The organism is Bacillus sp. FSL K6-1218 (assembly GCF_038006445.1).
GTDB classification, from domain to species: Bacteria; Bacillota; Bacilli; order Bacillales; family Bacillaceae_G; genus Bacillus_A; species Bacillus_A thuringiensis_S.
Genome location: NZ_JBBOVE010000001.1, coordinates 106,470 through 126,161 on the forward strand (window position 1 = coordinate 106,470; position 19,692 = coordinate 126,161).

A 19,692-nucleotide genomic window follows, 5' to 3' on the forward strand; every position below is an offset into this window, starting at 1 on the left:
GAATGATTGATGCAAAGCAATTAAACAGCTTGGCGTTAGCGTATATGGGTGATGCGGTATATGAACAATATATCCGCTATCACCTCCTTCAAAAAGGAAAGGTTCGCCCTAATCAATTACATCGCTTAGGGACGAGCTTTGTTTCAGCAAAAGCACAGGCGAAAGTTGTTTATCATTTATTAGAGACGTCGTTTTTGACAGAGGAAGAAGAGGCGGTATTAAGAAGAGGACGTAATGCAAATTCAGGTACAGTTCCGAAAAATACGGATGTACAAACATATCGACATAGTACAGCCTTTGAAGCGCTAATTGGTTATCATCATTTATTAAATAACCGTGAGAGATTAGACGAAATTGTATATAAGGCAATTGCAGTTTTAGAAGAAAAGGAAGGGGGCACATCATCATGAGTAGTGAATATATTATCGGACGTAACCCTGTAATTGAAGCGTTACGATCAGGGAGAGATATTAATAAAATTTGGATCGCAGAAGGTGCTGCCAAAGGACAAGTGCAGATTGTACTAGCGTTAGCGAAAGAAAATAAGGTTATTTTACAACACGCACCAAAGAAAAAGTTAGATCAATTAGTTGAGGGTAATCATCAAGGTGTAATTGCTCAAGTAGCTGCATATCAGTATGCGGAGTTAGAAGATTTATTCAAAGTGGCAGAAAAACGTAATGAAGATCCATTCTTCTTAATTTTAGATGAGATTGAAGATCCGCATAACTTAGGTTCTATTATGCGTACTGCTGATGCGACAGGAGCTCATGGGATTATTATTCCAAAGAGAAGGGCTGTGGGGCTTACAGCGTCAGTTGCGAAAGCATCAACAGGAGCAATTGAATACATTCCTGTTGCACGCGTAACGAACTTATCCCGTACAATTGATGAATTAAAAGAACGTGGACTTTGGATTGCTGGTACAGATGCCAAAGGAAAAACGGATTATCGTAATTTAGATGGTAAAATGCCGATTGGGTTAGTAATTGGTAGCGAAGGAAAAGGTATGAGCCGTATTATTGGTGAAAAGTGTGATTTCCTAATCACTCTACCGATGGTTGGTAAAGTTACATCCTTAAATGCTTCCGTAGCCGCAAGTTTGTTAATGTATGAGGTATATCGTAAACGTCACGAAATTGGTAAATAAAAGATGAACGATATTTTAATCGTTGACGGTTACAACATTATCGGAGCTTGGGGAGATTTGAAGAAACTGCGGGATGTAGATTTACAATCATCAAGAGATGCACTTATTGATAAGATGGCGGATTATCAAGGTTATACAGGCACAAAAGTGATGATAGTCTTTGATGCCTATACAGTACATGGTATTGAAAAAAAGATGAAACAATCTCGTGTGGAAGTAATATTCACACGAAAGAATCAAACTGCAGATGAAAAGATAGAGCAACTTGCGATAGAGCTTAGAAATATAAATACACGAATATATGTTGCGACTTCTGATTACACGGAACAATGGGTTATATTTGCGCAAGGTGCCCTTCGGAAATCTGCCCGTGAATTAGAGTTGGAAGTACAGGCAATGGAGCAACAAGTAAGAAGGCGTACAAAAGACACGAAAGAACAGCAACCCGCCATGCGAAAGATATTCAGTAAAGATATTACAGAAAAATTAGAAAAATTAAGAAGAGGAGAGCGTTGAAGCATTGACGCTCTTTGTCTTTTTACTGTATAATATTGCTAAATAAATAGCGGTCGGAGGGATCAAGGTGGAAGCAGGCTTCGTAAGTGTAGGTGACGTTACATTTCGTGATTTAGAGGATGAGGCAATCGTTGAGTTAGTTCGAAAAGGTAATACTGACGCTCTAGAATATTTAATTCACAAATATAAGAACTTTGTTCGCGCGAAATCAAGATCTTACTTTTTAGTGGGTGCCGATCGAGAAGACATTGTTCAAGAAGGTATGATAGGGTTGTTTAAAGCAATTCGTGATTATAAAGAGGACAAGCTGTCTTCATTCAAAGCATTTGCTGAACTGTGTATCACTCGACAAATTATTACCGCTATTAAAACGGCAACAAGACAAAAACATATTCCCTTAAATTCATATGTGTCTTTAGATAAGCCGATTTACGATGAGGAATCTGATCGAACATTATTGGATGTTATTTCTGAAGCGAAGGTAACTGATCCTGAAGAGATGATTATTAGCCAAGAAGAATATACAGACATAGAATCAAAAATATCAGAATTATTAAGCGATTTAGAAAGAAAAGTACTTTCTTTATATCTAGATGGGCGTTCTTATCAAGAGATTTCAGAACAGTTAAACAGACATGTGAAATCTATTGATAACGCTTTACAGCGGGTGAAGAGGAAATTGGAACGATATATGGAAATGCGAGAAAGTACAACTTTAAATTCATAACAAATAACAAGTGCAACAGGTGTAAAATAAATCACCTGTTTTCTTTTGTAGAGCGTACAAAATGCATGTCATTGACATTGTCTTTTATTGTATGATACATTTTTAGGGACATAATGTTACAAGGTTGGTGTAACTAATGAGGAAAAAAGTTGTACTCTCATGTGAAGAGTGTAAAAATCGAAACTACTCTACTATGAAAGATACGAGCTCGATAGAGCGACTTGAAATAAAAAAGTTTTGTAAAACATGCAATCAGCATACAGTTCACAAGGAAACAAAATAAATAATTGAAATAATACACTGGAGGTCCCGCAGATGCGTTTAACGAACTTTTTCGGCGATGTAGGTCGCGAAATGAAAAAAGTAAGTTGGCCTAAAAAAGATGAATTACTCCGCTCAACAGCGACTGTTGTTGCTACAGTTGTGTTCTTTGCGATTTTCTTCGCAGTAGTTGATATGGGCATTTCTTCTTTAATTCGGTTAATTCTTGGTTAATTCTTGAATAAGAAGCACTTATCCATGATATAATGTTATTTATAAGAACTGTGTAAAAGCCCGGTGAACGGGTTTTTTCATTTGCGCAAAAAAATGTACGTCAGGGAGGGAAGGACGCTCGTCCTAAATGAATGGAAAAAAGTTGGTATGTTGTCCATACTTATTCTGGATATGAAAATAAAGTAAAAGCAAACCTAGAGAAGCGTGTAGAATCAATGGGTATGCAAGATAAAATTTTCCGTGTTGTTGTCCCGGAAGAAGTAGAAGTAGAAATGAAAAACGGAAAAGAAAAATTAATGAAAAGAAAAGTGTTCCCAGGTTATGTATTAGTAGAATTAATCATGACTGATGATTCTTGGTATGTTGTACGTAACACGCCGGGTGTAACTGGGTTCGTTGGTTCTTCTGGTTCTGGATCTAAACCATCACCTCTATTGGAAGAGGAAGTTGTTACCATTATGAAACATATGGGAATGGACAACGAAGTGGTTGATTTCGACTTTGAACTTCATGAGACAGTACGTGTAAATGAGGGGCCATTCGCAGATTATACAGGTGCTATTGAAGAAATTGATGTGGAGAAGAAAAAGGTTAGTGTACTTGTGGACATGTTTGGTCGCGAGACTCCAGTTGAACTTGACTTCCATCAAATTGAAAAATTATAAAATGAAACTTGAAATGAATTGTAAAAAGTGATAATATCTTTTAAGTCAGTACGTCTTCATTATCGGAGGCGTTTTTTGAAAGATTTTATCCTTACAGATAAAATATGACGTGGGAGGGCAAATCACTGTCCAATTGACCACATCACGGACTTAAGGAGGTGTGTCTCGTGGCTAAAAAGGTAATTAAAATGGTAAAGCTTCAAATTCCTGCAGGTAAAGCTAACCCAGCTCCACCAGTTGGTCCAGCATTAGGACAAGCAGGTGTTAACATCATGGGCTTCTGTAAAGAGTTTAACGCTCGTACAGCAGATCAAGCTGGTCTTATCATCCCTGTTGAAATTACGGTATTTGAGGACCGTTCATTCACTTTCATTACTAAAACTCCTCCTGCTGCTGTTCTTCTTAAGAAAGTAGCTGGTATTGAGTCTGGTTCTGGTGAACCAAATCGTAATAAAGTGGCAACTGTTAAGCGTGATAAAGTACGCGAAATCGCTGAAACTAAAATGCCTGACCTAAACGCTGCTAGCGTAGAAGCTGCAATGCGTATGGTTGAAGGTACTGCACGCAGTATGGGCATCGTTATCGAAGACTAATTCGATTTGTTTTTAAAAAAGGTTGCGGGTCTGGAATTCCAATTCGCAACCTTTATTATCGTAAATGATTATCGTTTTTAAATAAATGGATGGCGCTCATCCTCAGGTTATACCTGAAAACAGGCGTAAACGTGGGAGGTTATTCCGCTAAAACCACATTCGAGGAGGAAATAAAAATGGCTAAAAGAGGTAAAAAGTACGTAGAAGCTGCAAAGCTTGTTGACCGTGCAGCTGCTTACTCTGCAACAGAAGCAGTAGAATTAGTAAAGAAAACAAACACAGCTAAATTTGATGCAACTGTAGAAGCTGCATTCCGTTTAGGTGTTGACCCTAAGAAAGCTGACCAACAAATCCGTGGTGCAGTTGTTCTTCCGCACGGTACTGGTAAAGTACAACGTGTATTAGTGTTCGCTAAAGGTGAAAAAGCTAAAGAAGCTGAAGCTGCTGGAGCTGACTTCGTAGGCGATACTGATTACATCGGTAAAATCCAACAAGGTTGGTTCGATTTCGATGTAGTAGTAGCAACTCCTGACATGATGGGTGAAGTTGGTAAACTTGGTCGCGTATTAGGACCTAAAGGTTTAATGCCAAACCCTAAAACTGGAACAGTTACTTTCGATGTAACTAAAGCTGTTAACGAAATCAAAGCTGGTAAAGTTGAATACCGCGTTGATAAAGCTGGTAACATCCACGTTCCAATCGGTAAAGTATCTTTCGAAGATGCTAAATTAGTAGAAAACTTCAAAACAATTGCTGATACTTTATTAAAAGTTAAGCCATCTGCTGCAAAAGGTACTTACATGAAGAACGTAACAGTTGCTTCTACAATGGGACCTGGCGTACGTGTAGACGTTTCTACATTAGCGTAAAAATTGGAAGTTGACTTCATAAAGAAGATTTAATATAATCATTTATGTTGTGAATTTAAATAGTGTACCGTAGACAGTAGGTGTCAATAGACTTAATTTCCTACCTAGGTGTTAATATACGAAACGGAATTTTTTTCTGTGACTATATGCCTCCATGTCTACAAGTTGGGCATGGAGGTTTTTAGTGCACTTTCGGTACATCTTCTATATAATCTACAGGAGGTGTAATAACATGAGCAAAGTAATCGAAACTAAACAACAAGTTGTAACTGAAATCGCGGACAAACTTCGTGCTAGTAAATCTACAATCGTTGTTGACTACCGTGGTTTAACAGTTTCTGAAGCAACAGAATTACGTAAGCAATTACGTGAAGCTGGCGTTGAGTTCAAAGTTTACAAAAACTCTCTAACTCGTCGTGCTGCAGAATCTGCTGAAATGGCTGAGTTAAACGAATTCTTAACAGGACCAAACGCAATCGCGTTCAGTAACGAGGATGTAGTTGCTCCTGCGAAAGTATTAAACGACTTCGCTAAAAATCATGAAGCTTTAGAAATTAAAGCGGGCGTAATCGAAGGTAAACTTGTAACACTTGATGAGGTTAAAGCGATCGCTACTCTTCCATCACGTGAAGGCTTACTTTCTATGCTTCTTAGCGTTCTTCAAGCTCCAATCCGTAACCTTGCACTTGCTACTAAAGCAGTTGCAGAACAAAAGGAAGAGCAAGGCGCTTAATTTTTTAAAAGATAATTACGTATTATCGATAAAACAATACAAACCTATTTAAGGGAGGATATTTACAATGACTAAAGAACAAATCATTGAAGCAGTTAAATCTATGACTGTATTAGAACTTAACGACTTAGTAAAAGCTATCGAGGAAGAATTCGGCGTAACTGCTGCTGCTCCTGTAGCTGTTGCTGGTGGCGCTGGAGAAGCTGCTGCTGAGAAAACTGAATTTGATGTGGAACTAACTAGCGCTGGTGCACAAAAAATCAAAGTTATCAAAGTTGTTCGTGAAATCACTGGTCTTGGCTTAAAAGAAGCTAAAGAATTAGTTGACAACACTCCAAAAGTAATCAAAGAAGCTGCTGCTAAAGAAGAAGCTGAAGAAATCAAAGCTAAACTTGAAGAAGTTGGCGCTGCTGTAGAAGTTAAGTAATTAACTTTTGATGCTTTAAAAAAAGCTCGCTCTCATGCGAGCTTTTTTTTTAACTGTAAAGAAGAGAGGTGGCCATATGGCAGACCATTATTTTTCTAACGACCCTTCTAGTAAAAGTGATCGTAAGCGATGGGAATTTGCACTTCGTGGATCTCAATTTACTTTCTTATCCGACCGTGGGGTGTTCTCGAAAAACGAAGTGGACTTTGGTTCCCGTCTTTTAATTGAAGCGTTTCAAATGCCAGATATTAAAGGTAATATATTAGATGTAGGTTGCGGATACGGTCCTATTGGTTTGTCGCTAGCGAAAGAGTTTCAAGGTCGTGAAGTTCACATGGTGGATGTGAATGAAAGGGCGCTTGGGCTTGCGAAAGAAAACGCCGCTAATAACAAAATCGAGAATATACGTATTTTTCAAAGTAGCGTCTATGAAAATGTAGATGGCAAGTATGCTGCTATTCTATCTAACCCTCCAATTCGTGCGGGTAAAGATGTCGTACATGAGATTTTAGAAAAAGCTGTGGAGTATTTAGTTCCAGGTGGAGAACTTTGGATTGTTATTCAAAAGAAGCAAGGTGCACCATCTGCGCTGAAAAAACTAGAGGAAGTATTTTCTGAAGTTGAGGTTGTAGAAAAGAAAAAAGGATATTATATCATAAAATCAAAAAAACGTTGACGGTTATTTTTGGCTATGTTAACATTATACAATGCCAATATATGATTTTCTGCGTTGAGAAAGATGTATATTTTTGTTTCTCTTGGAAAAGATAGTAAAATCAGCAGATTATGAAACAGAATGATGGTTTTCTTATAGAAGCCATTTTTCTTTTTTGAGCAGGTAGAAAGACTCAACGTATTTATCTTTAAGAGAAAAAGACTACGCTAATAGCAGTAGTTGTATTTATTTGTGATTTTGCACAAATTTTTTTGTGCATTTATAATACTCATGATTTGAGGGGTGAAGCAGTTGACAGGTCAACTAGTTCAATACGGACGCCACCGCCAACGAAGAAGTTATGCCCGTATTAGTGAAGTATTAGAGTTACCAAATCTTATCGAAATTCAAACCTCTTCTTATCAGTGGTTTCTTGATGAGGGTTTGCGAGAAATGTTCCAAGACATTTCTCCGATTGAAGACTTTACGGGAAATCTATCGCTTGAATTTATCGACTACAGCTTAGGTGAACCTAAATACTCTGTAGACGAATGCAAAGAGCGTGATGTGACGTATGCAGCACCACTTCGTGTAAAAGTGCGTCTAATCAACAAGGAAACTGGTGAAGTAAAAGAACAAGATGTGTTCATGGGAGATTTCCCACTCATGACAGAGACTGGAACATTCGTAATTAACGGTGCAGAACGTGTTATCGTTTCCCAGTTAGTTCGCTCTCCAAGCGTATACTATAGTGGCAAAGTGGATAAAAACGGAAAACGTGGTTTTACTGCTACTGTAATTCCAAACCGCGGAGCTTGGTTAGAGTATGAGACAGATGCTAAGGATGTTGTATATGTGCGTATTGACCGTACGCGTAAACTTCCTGTAACTGTTTTGTTACGCGCATTAGGGTTTGGCTCTGATCAAGAAATCACCGAGCTTTTAGGTGATAACGAATACTTAAGCAACACATTAGAAAAAGACAACACAGATAGCACAGAAAAAGCATTGCTTGAAATTTATGAGCGTCTACGTCCTGGTGAACCACCAACAGTAGAAAATGCTAAGAGCTTACTTGTGTCTCGTTTCTTCGATCCAAAGCGCTACGATTTAGCAAATGTAGGTCGCTATAAGATCAACAAGAAGTTACACATTAAAAACAGATTGTTTAATCAACGTTTAGCTGAAACATTAGTGGATCCAGAAACTGGTGAAATTTTAGCGGCAGAAGGAACAATCTTAGATCGTCGTACACTTGATCGCATTTTACCTTACTTAGAGAAAAACATTGGATTCAAAACAGCGAAACCAATGGGTGGAGTGGTAGAAGGCGATGTTGAGCTGCAATCTATTAAGATTTATGCTCCTGAGTCAGAAGGCGAACGCGTAATTAATGTAATTGGTAATGCAAACATTACTCGTGATGTGAAACACATCACACCAGGTGATATCCTTGCTTCTATCAGTTACTTCTTCAACCTACTATACAAAGTAGGGGATACAGATGATATTGACCATTTAGGAAACCGTCGTCTGCGTTCTGTTGGAGAACTATTACAAAATCAATTCCGTATCGGTCTTTCTCGTATGGAACGTGTTGTTCGTGAGAGAATGTCGATCCAAGATACAAATGCAATTACACCACAGGCACTAATTAATATTCGTCCTGTTATTGCATCTATTAAAGAGTTCTTCGGAAGTTCTCAGTTATCTCAGTTCATGGACCAAACAAATCCATTAGCGGAGTTAACTCACAAACGAAGACTATCTGCATTAGGACCTGGTGGTTTAACGCGTGAGCGCGCAGGGTTTGAAGTACGTGACGTTCATTACTCCCATTATGGTCGTATGTGTCCGATTGAAACACCAGAGGGACCAAACATTGGTTTGATTAACTCATTATCTTCGTTCGCGAAAGTAAATGAGTTTGGTTTCATTGAAACACCATACCGTCGTGTTGACCCAGAAACTGGTCTTGTAACAGGGCATGTTGATTATTTAACAGCAGATGAAGAAGATAACTATGTTGTAGCCCAAGCGAATATGAAATTATCTGATGAAGGTGAATTCCTAAGTGAAGATATCGTAGCTCGTTTCCGTGGCGAAAATATTGTCACAAATAGAGAACGCATCGACTACATGGATGTATCTCCAAAACAAGTAGTGTCGGCAGCGACAGCTTGTATTCCGTTCTTAGAAAACGATGACTCTAACCGCGCACTTATGGGAGCGAACATGCAACGTCAGGCGGTTCCGTTAATGAATCCGGAATCTCCGATTGTAGGTACAGGTATGGAGTACGTATCAGCAAAAGACTCGGGTGCTGCAGTAATCTGTAAACATCCTGGTGTTGTTGAGCGCGTAGAAGCACGTGAAGTTTGGGTACGTCGCTATGTAGAAGTTGACGGTCAAACAGTAAAAGGCGACTTAGATCGCTACAAAATGCAAAAATTCATTCGTTCTAACCAAGGAACTTGTTACAACCAACGTCCAATCGTAAGTGTTGGAAATGAAGTTGTAAAAGGTGAAATCCTTGCGGATGGTCCTTCTATGGAATTAGGTGAACTAGCACTTGGACGTAACGTGCTTGTTGGCTTCATGACTTGGGACGGTTATAACTACGAGGATGCGATCATCATGAGTGAGCGCCTTGTAAAAGATGATGTGTACACTTCTATTCATATTGAAGAATATGAATCAGAAGCTCGTGATACGAAGCTTGGACCAGAAGAAATTACACGTGACATTCCAAACGTTGGGGAAGACGCATTACGTAACCTTGACGAGCGCGGTATTATTCGCGTTGGTGCTGAAGTAAAAGATGGAGATTTACTTGTTGGTAAAGTAACACCTAAAGGTGTAACAGAATTAACAGCTGAAGAACGTCTATTACATGCTATCTTTGGAGAAAAAGCGCGTGAAGTACGTGATACATCACTACGTGTACCACACGGTGGTGGCGGTATTATCTTAGACGTAAAAGTATTCAACCGTGAAGATGGCGATGAATTGCCACCAGGCGTGAATCAACTTGTACGTGCATATATCGTTCAAAAACGTAAAATTTCTGAAGGTGACAAGATGGCCGGACGTCACGGTAACAAAGGTGTTATTTCTCGTATTTTACCAGAAGAAGATATGCCTTACTTACCAGACGGTACGCCAATCGATATCATGTTAAACCCATTAGGGGTACCATCTCGTATGAATATCGGTCAGGTATTAGAGCTTCATCTTGGTATGGCAGCAAGATACCTGGGCATTCACATTGCAACACCAGTATTCGATGGTGCTCGTGAGGAAGATGTTTGGGGCACAATTGAAGAAGCTGGTATGGCAAATGACGCGAAAACAATCCTGTATGACGGACGTACTGGTGAACCATTCGATAACCGCGTATCTGTTGGTGTCATGTATATGATCAAACTTGCGCACATGGTTGACGATAAACTTCATGCTCGTTCTACTGGACCATACTCACTTGTAACGCAGCAACCTCTTGGAGGTAAAGCTCAGTTCGGTGGACAGCGTTTCGGTGAGATGGAGGTTTGGGCACTTGAAGCTTACGGTGCTGCTTATACTCTTCAAGAAATCTTAACAGTGAAGTCTGATGATGTTGTTGGACGTGTTAAGACTTATGAAGCAATTGTTAAAGGCGAAAATGTTCCAGAACCAGGCGTTCCTGAATCATTCAAAGTATTGATTAAAGAGCTGCAAAGTTTAGGTATGGACGTTAAAATGATGTCTAGCGACGATACAGAAATTGAAATGCGTGATACAGAAGATGACGATGATCATCAATCAGCAGATAAATTGAATGTCGAAGTTGAGACAACTAAGGAATAATTGGGATAACCTGTAGACTAAAAGGGAGGTAGGCCCCTTGATAGATGTAAATAACTTTGAATATATGAAGATTGGACTTGCTTCACCTGACAAGATTCGTTCTTGGTCATACGGTGAAGTTAAGAAACCAGAAACTATTAACTATCGTACGTTAAAGCCTGAAAAAGATGGCTTGTTCTGTGAGCGTATTTTCGGACCACAAAAGGACTGGGAATGTCATTGCGGAAAATACAAACGTGTACGTTATAAAGGTGTAGTTTGTGATCGATGTGGCGTTGAAGTAACGCGTGCAAAAGTACGTCGTGAACGCATGGGTCATATTGAATTAGCTGCTCCTGTATCTCATATTTGGTATTTCAAAGGTATCCCGAGCCGCATGGGACTTGTCTTAGACATGTCCCCTCGCGCGCTTGAAGAAGTAATTTATTTCGCTTCTTATGTTGTAACAGAAAGTGGAGATACACCACTTGATAAGAAGCAATTACTTTCTGAAAAAGAATACCGTGCATATCGTGATCGATATGGTAGCACATTCCAAGCTGCTATGGGTGCAGAAGCGATTAAAAAGCTACTACAAGACATCGATTTAGATAAAGAAGTAGACTTCTTAAAAGAAGAATTAAAAACAGCACAAGGACAACGCCGTACTCGTGCTATTAAACGTCTAGAAGTATTAGAAGCATTCCGTAACTCTGGAAATGAACCATCTTGGATGATCTTAGATGTGCTACCAGTAATCCCACCAGAACTACGCCCAATGGTACAGTTAGATGGTGGACGTTTTGCTACTTCTGACTTAAACGACTTATATCGTCGTGTAATTAACCGTAACAACCGTTTAAAACGTCTATTGGACCTAGGTGCTCCAAGCATCATCGTTCAAAACGAAAAACGTATGTTACAAGAAGCTGTAGACGCATTAATCGATAATGGTCGTCGTGGCCGTCCAGTTACTGGACCAGGTAACCGCCCATTAAAATCACTATCTCACATGCTTAAAGGTAAACAAGGACGTTTCCGTCAAAACTTATTAGGTAAACGTGTTGACTACTCTGGCCGTTCTGTAATCGTTGTAGGACCGAACTTAAAGATGTACCAGTGTGGATTACCGAAAGAAATGGCGCTTGAACTGTTCAAACCTTTCGTTATGAAAGAGTTAGTTGGAAAAGGGTTAGCACACAATATTAAGAGTGCGAAACGTAAAATTGAGCGTGTACACCCTGAAGTTTGGGACGTTTTAGAATCTGTGATTAAAGAGCATCCAGTACTTCTAAACCGTGCACCAACACTTCACCGTCTTGGTATCCAGGCGTTTGAACCTACATTAGTAGAAGGTCGCGCAATTCGTCTTCATCCACTTGTATGTACTGCATACAACGCGGACTTTGACGGTGACCAAATGGCGGTTCACGTTCCGTTATCATCAGAGGCGCAAGCAGAAGCTCGTATTCTTATGTTAGCGGCACAAAACATCTTGAATCCAAAAGACGGAAAACCAGTTGTTACTCCATCTCAGGATATGGTATTAGGTAACTACTACTTAACACTTGAGCGTGAAGGCGCAATCGGTGAAGGTATGGTCTTCAAAGATGCAAACGAAGCAATACTTGCATACCAAAATGGATATGTACATCTGCACACACGTGTTGCAGTTGCTGCAAGTTCAGTAAATAACGTAACGTTTACTGAAGAGCAAAAGGGTAAGCTTCTATTAACAACAGTTGGTAAATTAATATTTAACGAAATCTTACCAGAGTCGTTCCCTTATATTAATGAACCGACAAACTCAAACCTTGAAAAAGAAACACCAGCGGAATATTTCGTTGAAAAAGGTGCGAACATTAAAGAAATTATTGCTAGTCGCGAAGAAGTGGCACCATTTAGCAAGAAGATCCTTGGTAACATCATTGCGGAAGTATTCAAACGTTTCCAAATTACGGAAACATCTCGCATGCTTGACCGTATGAAAAACTTAGGATTTAAGTACTCTACAAAAGCTGGTATTACAGTTGGGGTATCTGACATTCTTGTATTAGGTGAAAAAGATGAAATTCTCCATGAAGCACAGGCAAAAGTAGATAATGTAATTAAACAATTCCGTCGCGGTTTAATCACGGAAGAAGAACGTTACGATCGCGTTATCTCTATTTGGAGTAATGCAAAAGATGTTATCCAAGGAAAACTGATGAAATCCTTGAATAAACGCAACCCAATCTTCATGATGAGTGATTCCGGTGCCCGTGGTAACGCATCGAACTTTACTCAGCTTGCTGGTATGCGTGGTCTGATGGCCAATCCATCTGGTCGTATTATCGAACTTCCAATTAAATCAAGTTTCCGTGAAGGTTTAACAGTACTTGAGTACTTCATCTCTACGCATGGTGCGCGTAAAGGTCTTGCCGATACAGCACTTAAAACTGCCGATTCTGGTTACTTAACACGTCGTCTTGTAGACGTTGCACAAGATGTAATTGTCCGTGAAGATGATTGTGGAACAGATCGTGGTCTATTAATTGGTGCGATTAAAGAGGGTAATGAAGTAATTGAGTCACTATATGATCGTCTTGTTGGACGTTTTGCAAGAAAAACTGTAAAACATCCTGAAACAGGTGAAGTATTAGTTAGTGAAAACCAATTAATTACTGAAGATATCGCTCATATCGTTGAAAATTCGGGTGTTGAAACTGTAAACATTCGTTCAGCGTTCACGTGTAACACTCGCCACGGTGTATGTAAGAAGTGTTACGGTCGTAACTTAGCAACTGGTACAGACGTAGAAGTAGGAGAAGCGGTAGGTATTATCGCAGCTCAATCTATCGGTGAGCCAGGTACACAGTTAACGATGCGTACATTCCATACAGGTGGGGTTGCCGGAGATGATATCACTCAAGGTTTACCTCGTATCCAAGAGATCTTCGAAGCTCGTAATCCGAAAGGTCAGGCAGTTATCAGTGAAATCGACGGTGTTATCGCAGCGATCAACGATGTTAAAGATCGCCAAGAAGTAGTTGTACAGGGTGAAGTTGAAGCTCGTACGTATGCTATTCCTTACGGTGCTCGTCTGAAAGTAACTCCAGGACAGCCAATTAGCCACGGTAAAGAGTTAACAGAAGGGTCTATTGATCCGAAAGAATTACTAAAAGTAACGGACATTACAGCAGTACAAGAATACTTATTACGTGAAGTTCAAAAAGTATACCGTATGCAAGGGGTAGAAATTGGTGACAAACACGTAGAAGTAATGGTACGCCAAATGCTACGTAAAGTTCGTGTAAGTGATGCAGGTGAAACAGATGTATTACCAGGAACATTACTAGATATCCATCAGTTTACTGATGCGAATGCGAAGGTGTTACTGAAAGGTAAACAACCAGCGACAGCTAGACCTGTTCTACTTGGTATTACAAAAGCTTCACTTGAAACAGATTCGTTCTTATCTGCAGCTTCGTTCCAAGAAACAACTCGTGTTCTAACGGATGCAGCAATTAAAGGTAAACGCGATGAGCTTCTAGGATTGAAAGAGAATGTTATTATCGGTAAGCTTGTTCCTGCTGGAACAGGTATGAATCGTTATCGTAAAGTGGATCTTGTAAAAACAACACAAGATAACATGAATGTAGAAAACGATGAAGTTTATGTGGAACAGTAAAATTTTCCGTCGTAAATTTTGTATAAAAACAGCTAATCCTAGTTGACATTATATGAGTCAAAATGTTACTATAATCAAGGTTGCTCCTGAACGATGCTTTGGAGGATATTTATATGTCTTATCAAAAAGTGTCAAATGCTGAAAATGTAGTCGTTGGTCATAAACGAACATTGGAAGCAATCAAAAATGGTATAGTTAAAGAAGTTGTTATTGCAGAAGATGCTGATGTGCGGTTAACCCATGTTATCATTCGCACTGCTTTGCAACATAACATACCCATAACAAAAGTTGAATCAGTTCGTAAGCTTGGAAAAGTTTCGGGGATTCAAGTGGGAGCTTCAGCAATAGGAATAATAAGTTAAAACTGTTTTTGTGAGGAGAGAGCATTTGCTCTTCCTTGCAAAAACTTTGTTTTCAACTAATAATGAACCACCTGGATATGTGGTCATACAAACATGCGAAGGGAGGATAATCAAATGCCTACTATTAACCAATTAGTGAGAAATGGTCGTACTGATAAAGTATGGAAATCTAAATCACCTGCGTTAAACAAAGGTTTTAACTCTTTAAAGAAAAAATCAACTGATATCTCTGCACCTCAAAAACGTGGTGTATGTACTCGTGTTGGTACAATGACTCCAAAGAAACCTAACTCAGCGTTACGTAAATACGCTCGTGTACGTTTAACAAACGGTATTGAAGTTACAGCTTACATCCCAGGTATCGGTCATAACTTACAAGAGCATAGCGTAGTATTAATTCGCGGTGGTCGAGTAAAGGATTTACCAGGGGTACGTTACCACATCGTTCGTGGAGCGCTTGATACAGCTGGTGTTGACAAACGTATGCAAGGACGTTCTAAATATGGTACTAAGCGACCAAAACCTGCTAAAAAATAATAAACTTATAATGAAAGGAGGAACTCAATATGCCTCGTAAAGGACCTGTTGCGAAACGTGACGTGTTACCAGATCCAATGTACAATTCTAAGCTAGTAACACGCCTTATCAACAAAATGATGGTTGACGGTAAAAAAGGTAAATCTCAAACAATTCTTTATAACGCTTTCGATATCGTTCGTGAACGTTCAGATAAAGAACCAATGGAAGTATTCGAGCAAGCTCTTAAGAACATCATGCCTGTTCTTGAAGTACGCGCTCGTCGTGTTGGTGGTGCTAACTACCAAGTTCCAGTTGAGGTTCGTCCAGAACGCCGTACAACTTTAGGTCTTCGCTGGTTAGTAAACTATGCTCGTCTTCGTGGTGAAAAAACTATGGAAGAGCGTCTAGCTTACGAAATCTTAGATGCAGCTAACAACGCTGGTGCATCTGTTAAGAAACGTGAAGACACTCATAAAATGGCAGAAGCTAACAAAGCATTTGCTCATTACCGTTGGTAGGATTCAACGTAAAATAAATGTAAGCATAAACCGCTTTATTTGTCGCTTATGGAAGTGTGGAGAGGGAGAATGCCTCTCCCTTTCGTTGGGCGCTCGTTTTACATAATGAGGGTACTGGACACTGGCATATGTAACAATATAAAGTGGCTTTTTTGCTACTTAAAATAAAAAATCCAATCCATATATGGAAGGAGCAAGACACCAAATGACAAGAGAGTTCTCTTTAGAAAACACTCGTAATATTGGTATCATGGCTCACATCGATGCTGGTAAAACAACAGCAACTGAGCGTATTCTGTATTACACAGGACGTATTCATAAAATCGGTGAAACTCATGAAGGTGCATCTCAGATGGACTGGATGGAGCAAGAGCAAGAGCGTGGTATCACAATTACTTCTGCTGCAACTACAGCTCAATGGAAAGGTCACCGTGTAAACATCATTGATACTCCAGGACACGTAGACTTCACAGTAGAAGTAGAACGTTCTTTACGCGTACTTGATGGTGCGGTAGCAGTACTTGATGCACAATCTGGTGTAGAACCACAAACAGAAACTGTTTGGCGTCAGGCTACTACTTACGGTGTACCTCGTATCGTATTCGTTAACAAAATGGATAAGATCGGTGCAGATTTCTTATACTCTGTAGGAACAATCCACGATCGTTTACAAGCAAACGCACATCCAATTCAGTTACCGATCGGTGCTGAAGATGAGTTCAATGGTATCATTGATCTTGTTGAAGAGTGTGCTTACATGTACGGTAACGATTTAGGAACAGACATCGAGCGTGTCGAAATTCCTGAAGAGCACAAAGAACTAGCTGAAGAATACCGTGGGAAGCTTATTGAAGCGGTAGCTGAGCTTGATGAAGAAATGATGATGAAGTACCTAGAAGGTGAAGAAATCACTGTAGAAGAGCTTAAAGCTGGTATCCGTAAGGCTACAACTTCTGTAGAATTCTTCCCAGTAATCTGTGGTTCTGCATTCAAAAACAAAGGTGTTCAAATCCTGTTAGACGCAGTTATCGACTACCTACCATCTCCATTAGATGTACCTGCTATTAAAGGTACTCTTCCGGATACAGATGAAGAAGTAGAACGTAAGTCTAGCGATGAAGAACCATTCGCAGCTTTAGCATTCAAAATCATGACTGACCCTTATGTTGGTAAGTTAACGTTCTTCCGTGTGTACTCTGGTGTGTTAAACTCTGGATCATACGTGAAAAACTCAACTAAAGGTAAGCGTGAGCGTGTAGGACGTATCCTACAAATGCACGCTAACAGCCGTGAAGAGATTTCAACAGTTTACGCTGGTGATATCGCTGCTGCTGTAGGTTTAAAAGATACTACTACTGGTGATACTCTTTGTGACGAGAAGAGCCTTGTTATCCTTGAGTCTATGGAATTCCCAGAGCCAGTTATCTCTGTAGCTATCGAACCAAAATCTAAAGCTGACCAAGATAAAATGGGTACAGCATTATCTAAGCTTTCTGAAGAAGATCCAACATTCCGTGCTCACACTGACCAAGAAACTGGCCAAACTATCATCGCTGGTATGGGTGAACTTCACCTTGATATCATCGTTGACCGTATGCGCCGTGAATTCAAAGTCGAAGCAAACGTTGGTGCTCCTCAGGTAGCATACCGTGAAACTTTCCGCGCTGCTGCGAAAGTTGAAGGTAAGTTTGCTCGTCAATCTGGTGGACGTGGACAATTCGGTCACGTTTGGATTGAGTTTGCACCTAACGAAGAAGGTAAAGGATTTGAATTCGAAAACAAAATCGTCGGCGGTGTAGTTCCACGTGAATACATCCCAGCTGTTGGAGCGGGTCTTGAAGACTCACTTAAAAATGGTGTACTAGCTGGTTACCCGCTAGTTGACATTAAAGCAGCATTAGTTGACGGTTCTTACCATGATGTCGATTCATCTGAGATGGCGTTCAAAATCGCTGCATCTATGGCACTTAAAGCTGCGGTTTCTAAATGTAACCCAGTAATTCTTGAGCCAATGATGAAAGTTGAAGTTGTAATCCCTGAAGAATACATGGGAGACATCATGGGTGACGTAACATCTCGTCGTGGACGTGTAGAAGGTATGGAAGCTCGCGGTAACGCACAAGTTGTTCGCGCTATGGTTCCACTTTCTGAAATGTTCGGTTATGCGACAGCATTACGTTCTAACACTCAAGGACGCGGAACATTCTCAATGACATTTGATCATTATGAAGAAGTACCGAAGTCTGTTTCAGAAGAAATTATTAAAAAAAATAAAGGCGAATAATTGATTTTTATCAATTGTTCGAGTATAACTACTTATGTAAGCTTAGAAAGTGGGACGTAAGTTTCACTTTCTAGTCTAAATATAAAATAACCTATATAAACTAAGGAGGAATTTAGAATGGCTAAAGCTAAATTCGAACGTTCTAAACCCCATGTTAACATCGGTACAATCGGCCACGTTGACCATGGTAAAACTACATTAACTGCTGCGATCACTACAGTTCTTGCAAAAGCTGGTGGTGCTGAAGCACGCGGATACGATCAAATCGACGCTGCTCCAGAAGAAAGAGAGCGCGGAATCACAATCTCAACTGCACACGTTGAGTACGAAACTGAAACTCGTCACTATGCACACGTTGACTGCCCAGGTCACGCTGACTATGTTAAAAACATGATCACTGGTGCTGCTCAAATGGACGGCGGTATCTTAGTAGTATCTGCTGCTGATGGCCCAATGCCTCAAACACGTGAGCACATCCTTCTTTCTCGTCAAGTAGGTGTTCCTTACATCGTTGTATTCTTAAACAAATGCGACATGGTAGACGACGAAGAGTTATTAGAATTAGTAGAAATGGAAGTTCGTGACCTATTATCTGAATACGGATTCCCAGGCGACGACATTCCTGTAATCAAAGGTTCTGCTCTTAAAGCTCTTCAAGGAGAAGCTGATTGGGAAGCAAAAATCATTGAATTAATGACTGAAGTTGATGCTTACATCCCAACTCCAGAACGTGAAACTGACAAACCATTCTTAATGCCTATCGAGGATGTATTCTCTATCACAGGTCGTGGTACAGTTGCAACTGGTCGTGTAGAGCGCGGAATCGTTAAAGTTGGTGACGTAGTAGAAATCATCGGTCTTGCTGAAGAGAATGCTTCTACAACTGTAACTGGTGTAGAAATGTTCCGTAAACTTCTTGACCAAGCTCAAGCTGGAGACAACATCGGTGCTCTTCTTCGTGGGGTTGCTCGTGAAGACATCCAACGTGGACAAGTTCTTGCTAAAACTGGCTCTGTAAAAGCACACGCTAAATTCAAAGCTGAAGTTTTCGTATTATCTAAAGAAGAAGGTGGACGTCACACTCCATTCTTCGCTAACTACCGTCCTCAGTTCTACTTCCGTACAACTGACGTAACTGGTATCATCCAATTACCAGAAGGTACTGAAATGGTAATGCCTGGTGACAACATCGAAATGACTATCGAACTTATCGCTCCAATCGCTATCGAAGAGGGAACTAAATTCTCTATTCGTGAAGGTGGACGTACAGTAGGTTACGGTGTAGTTGCTACTATCGTTGAGTAATCTTAACTGATATAAAAACCCCCCAAGGGATTTCCCCTTGGGGGGTTTGTTTGTGTTTATATAATGAATAGGATGATATCTTTGTGTTTTGACGAGTTTCTTCTATAGTATATAAAAACATTAAAACGAAACCCAAAAACTGTAAAATGAATTCTAGTAGATGAAAACTTGAAATTCTTTAAAGTGCCATGTATAATAGCAAAAGTAGAGAAAAGCAGATGCAAACAAAAAGATGCTTGCATCTAGACGAATAACATTGTATAATAGACAATGTTGGTCTTTGACTGCGATGAAGTGGAAGGTTGCTGACACACCCGGCCGCTTTGCCATGGCATGGTGTGGGGAAATTTCCATGGAGAAGGTCTATTTTAGAAATAGG

19 protein-coding genes and 1 other annotated feature are annotated in these 19,692 nt (G+C 39.9%); all 19 genes read left to right on the forward strand.

What is annotated here, in order from left to right:
• Positions 1–2: 2 nt before the first annotated feature.
• The gene (locus MHI26_RS00570; RefSeq protein ID WP_000564265.1) at positions 3–410 is read left to right on the forward strand and encodes a Mini-ribonuclease 3; all 408 of its coding nucleotides are present in this window, start codon (positions 3–5) and stop codon (positions 408–410) included.
• Positions 407–1,150, forward strand: coding sequence for a 23S rRNA (guanosine(2251)-2'-O)-methyltransferase RlmB (gene rlmB, locus MHI26_RS00575; RefSeq protein WP_000093762.1), 744 nt, complete (start codon positions 407–409; stop codon positions 1,148–1,150). The genes MHI26_RS00570 and rlmB overlap by 4 nt, the downstream gene beginning before the upstream one ends.
• A 3-nt stretch (positions 1,151–1,153) precedes the next feature.
• Positions 1,154–1,666: an NYN domain-containing protein gene (locus MHI26_RS00580; protein ID WP_000997887.1), complete on the forward strand. Its 513-nt coding sequence runs from the start codon at positions 1,154–1,156 to the stop codon at positions 1,664–1,666.
• Between the two features lie 67 nt (positions 1,667–1,733).
• The gene (locus MHI26_RS00585) at positions 1,734–2,393 is read left to right on the forward strand and encodes an RNA polymerase sporulation sigma factor SigH (RefSeq protein ID WP_000387198.1); all 660 of its coding nucleotides are present in this window, start codon (positions 1,734–1,736) and stop codon (positions 2,391–2,393) included.
• 136 nt (positions 2,394–2,529) lie between these two features.
• Positions 2,530–2,676, forward strand: a complete 147-nt coding sequence (gene rpmG / locus MHI26_RS00590; protein ID WP_014481927.1) for a 50S ribosomal protein L33 — start codon at positions 2,530–2,532, stop codon at positions 2,674–2,676.
• A gap of 32 nt (positions 2,677–2,708) precedes the next feature.
• Complete coding sequence (gene secE, locus MHI26_RS00595; protein ID WP_001241323.1) at positions 2,709–2,888, forward strand: preprotein translocase subunit SecE; 180 nt, start codon at positions 2,709–2,711, stop codon at positions 2,886–2,888.
• Positions 2,889–3,019: 131 nt separating this feature from the next.
• Positions 3,020–3,553 carry a transcription termination/antitermination protein NusG gene (gene nusG / locus MHI26_RS00600; RefSeq protein ID WP_000415794.1) on the forward strand — a complete coding sequence of 178 codons (534 nt, stop codon included), beginning with the start codon at positions 3,020–3,022 and terminating at the stop codon, positions 3,551–3,553.
• Positions 3,554–3,720: 167 nt separating this feature from the next.
• Positions 3,721–4,146 (forward strand): 50S ribosomal protein L11, encoded by a 426-nt coding sequence (rplK, locus tag MHI26_RS00605; protein ID WP_001085872.1) that lies wholly within the window; start codon positions 3,721–3,723, stop codon positions 4,144–4,146.
• A gap of 176 nt (positions 4,147–4,322) precedes the next feature.
• Positions 4,323–5,015, forward strand: a complete 693-nt coding sequence (gene rplA, locus MHI26_RS00610) for a 50S ribosomal protein L1 (protein ID WP_002084079.1) — start codon at positions 4,323–4,325, stop codon at positions 5,013–5,015.
• A 49-nt stretch (positions 5,016–5,064) separates the two neighbouring features.
• Positions 5,065–5,208, forward strand: a sequence feature (ribosomal protein L10 leader region).
• A gap of 39 nt (positions 5,209–5,247) precedes the next feature.
• Positions 5,248–5,748, forward strand: a complete 501-nt coding sequence (gene rplJ, locus MHI26_RS00615; RefSeq protein WP_000048717.1) for a 50S ribosomal protein L10 — start codon at positions 5,248–5,250, stop codon at positions 5,746–5,748.
• Between the two features lie 67 nt (positions 5,749–5,815).
• Positions 5,816–6,175 (forward strand): 50S ribosomal protein L7/L12, encoded by a 360-nt coding sequence (gene rplL, locus MHI26_RS00620; RefSeq protein WP_000159736.1) that lies wholly within the window; start codon positions 5,816–5,818, stop codon positions 6,173–6,175.
• 76 nt (positions 6,176–6,251) lie between these two features.
• Positions 6,252–6,851, forward strand: a complete 600-nt coding sequence (locus MHI26_RS00625; protein WP_000763260.1) for a class I SAM-dependent methyltransferase — start codon at positions 6,252–6,254, stop codon at positions 6,849–6,851.
• Positions 6,852–7,142: 291 nt separating this feature from the next.
• The gene (gene rpoB / locus MHI26_RS00630) at positions 7,143–10,676 is read left to right on the forward strand and encodes a DNA-directed RNA polymerase subunit beta (RefSeq protein WP_000147553.1); all 3,534 of its coding nucleotides are present in this window, start codon (positions 7,143–7,145) and stop codon (positions 10,674–10,676) included.
• Between the two features lie 37 nt (positions 10,677–10,713).
• Positions 10,714–14,325, forward strand: coding sequence for a DNA-directed RNA polymerase subunit beta' (gene rpoC / locus MHI26_RS00635; RefSeq protein WP_000567944.1), 3,612 nt, complete (start codon positions 10,714–10,716; stop codon positions 14,323–14,325).
• Positions 14,326–14,438: 113 nt separating this feature from the next.
• On the forward strand, positions 14,439–14,687 hold the full coding sequence (locus MHI26_RS00640) for a 50S ribosomal protein L7ae-like protein (RefSeq protein ID WP_000121833.1): 249 nt from the start codon (positions 14,439–14,441) through the stop codon (positions 14,685–14,687).
• A 114-nt stretch (positions 14,688–14,801) separates the two neighbouring features.
• On the forward strand, positions 14,802–15,224 hold the full coding sequence (rpsL, locus tag MHI26_RS00645) for a 30S ribosomal protein S12 (protein ID WP_001142341.1): 423 nt from the start codon (positions 14,802–14,804) through the stop codon (positions 15,222–15,224).
• Positions 15,225–15,253: 29 nt separating this feature from the next.
• The gene (gene rpsG, locus MHI26_RS00650) at positions 15,254–15,724 is read left to right on the forward strand and encodes a 30S ribosomal protein S7 (RefSeq protein ID WP_001137492.1); all 471 of its coding nucleotides are present in this window, start codon (positions 15,254–15,256) and stop codon (positions 15,722–15,724) included.
• A 205-nt stretch (positions 15,725–15,929) separates the two neighbouring features.
• On the forward strand, positions 15,930–18,008 hold the full coding sequence (gene fusA, locus MHI26_RS00655) for an elongation factor G (protein ID WP_000196384.1): 2,079 nt from the start codon (positions 15,930–15,932) through the stop codon (positions 18,006–18,008).
• Between the two features lie 117 nt (positions 18,009–18,125).
• The gene (tuf, locus tag MHI26_RS00660; protein WP_001029617.1) at positions 18,126–19,313 is read left to right on the forward strand and encodes an elongation factor Tu; all 1,188 of its coding nucleotides are present in this window, start codon (positions 18,126–18,128) and stop codon (positions 19,311–19,313) included.
• The last annotated feature ends 379 nt before the right edge of the window (positions 19,314–19,692 follow it).

Coding starts and splice junctions, on each gene's coding strand:
- MHI26_RS00570 (WP_000564265.1), top strand. CDS start 3: ATGATTGATGCAAAGCAATTAAACAGCTTGGCGTTAGCGTATATGGGT.
- rlmB (WP_000093762.1), top strand. CDS start 407: ATGAGTAGTGAATATATTATCGGACGTAACCCTGTAATTGAAGCGTTA.
- MHI26_RS00580 (WP_000997887.1), top strand. CDS start 1,154: ATGAACGATATTTTAATCGTTGACGGTTACAACATTATCGGAGCTTGG.
- rpmG (WP_014481927.1), top strand. CDS start 2,530: ATGAGGAAAAAAGTTGTACTCTCATGTGAAGAGTGTAAAAATCGAAAC.
- secE (WP_001241323.1), top strand. CDS start 2,709: ATGCGTTTAACGAACTTTTTCGGCGATGTAGGTCGCGAAATGAAAAAA.
- nusG (WP_000415794.1), top strand. CDS start 3,020: ATGGAAAAAAGTTGGTATGTTGTCCATACTTATTCTGGATATGAAAAT.
- rplA (WP_002084079.1), top strand. CDS start 4,323: ATGGCTAAAAGAGGTAAAAAGTACGTAGAAGCTGCAAAGCTTGTTGAC.
- rplJ (WP_000048717.1), top strand. CDS start 5,248: ATGAGCAAAGTAATCGAAACTAAACAACAAGTTGTAACTGAAATCGCG.
- rplL (WP_000159736.1), top strand. CDS start 5,816: ATGACTAAAGAACAAATCATTGAAGCAGTTAAATCTATGACTGTATTA.
- MHI26_RS00625 (WP_000763260.1), top strand. CDS start 6,252: ATGGCAGACCATTATTTTTCTAACGACCCTTCTAGTAAAAGTGATCGT.
- MHI26_RS00640 (WP_000121833.1), top strand. CDS start 14,439: ATGTCTTATCAAAAAGTGTCAAATGCTGAAAATGTAGTCGTTGGTCAT.
- rpsL (WP_001142341.1), top strand. CDS start 14,802: ATGCCTACTATTAACCAATTAGTGAGAAATGGTCGTACTGATAAAGTA.
- rpsG (WP_001137492.1), top strand. CDS start 15,254: ATGCCTCGTAAAGGACCTGTTGCGAAACGTGACGTGTTACCAGATCCA.
- fusA (WP_000196384.1), top strand. CDS start 15,930: ATGACAAGAGAGTTCTCTTTAGAAAACACTCGTAATATTGGTATCATG.
- tuf (WP_001029617.1), top strand. CDS start 18,126: ATGGCTAAAGCTAAATTCGAACGTTCTAAACCCCATGTTAACATCGGT.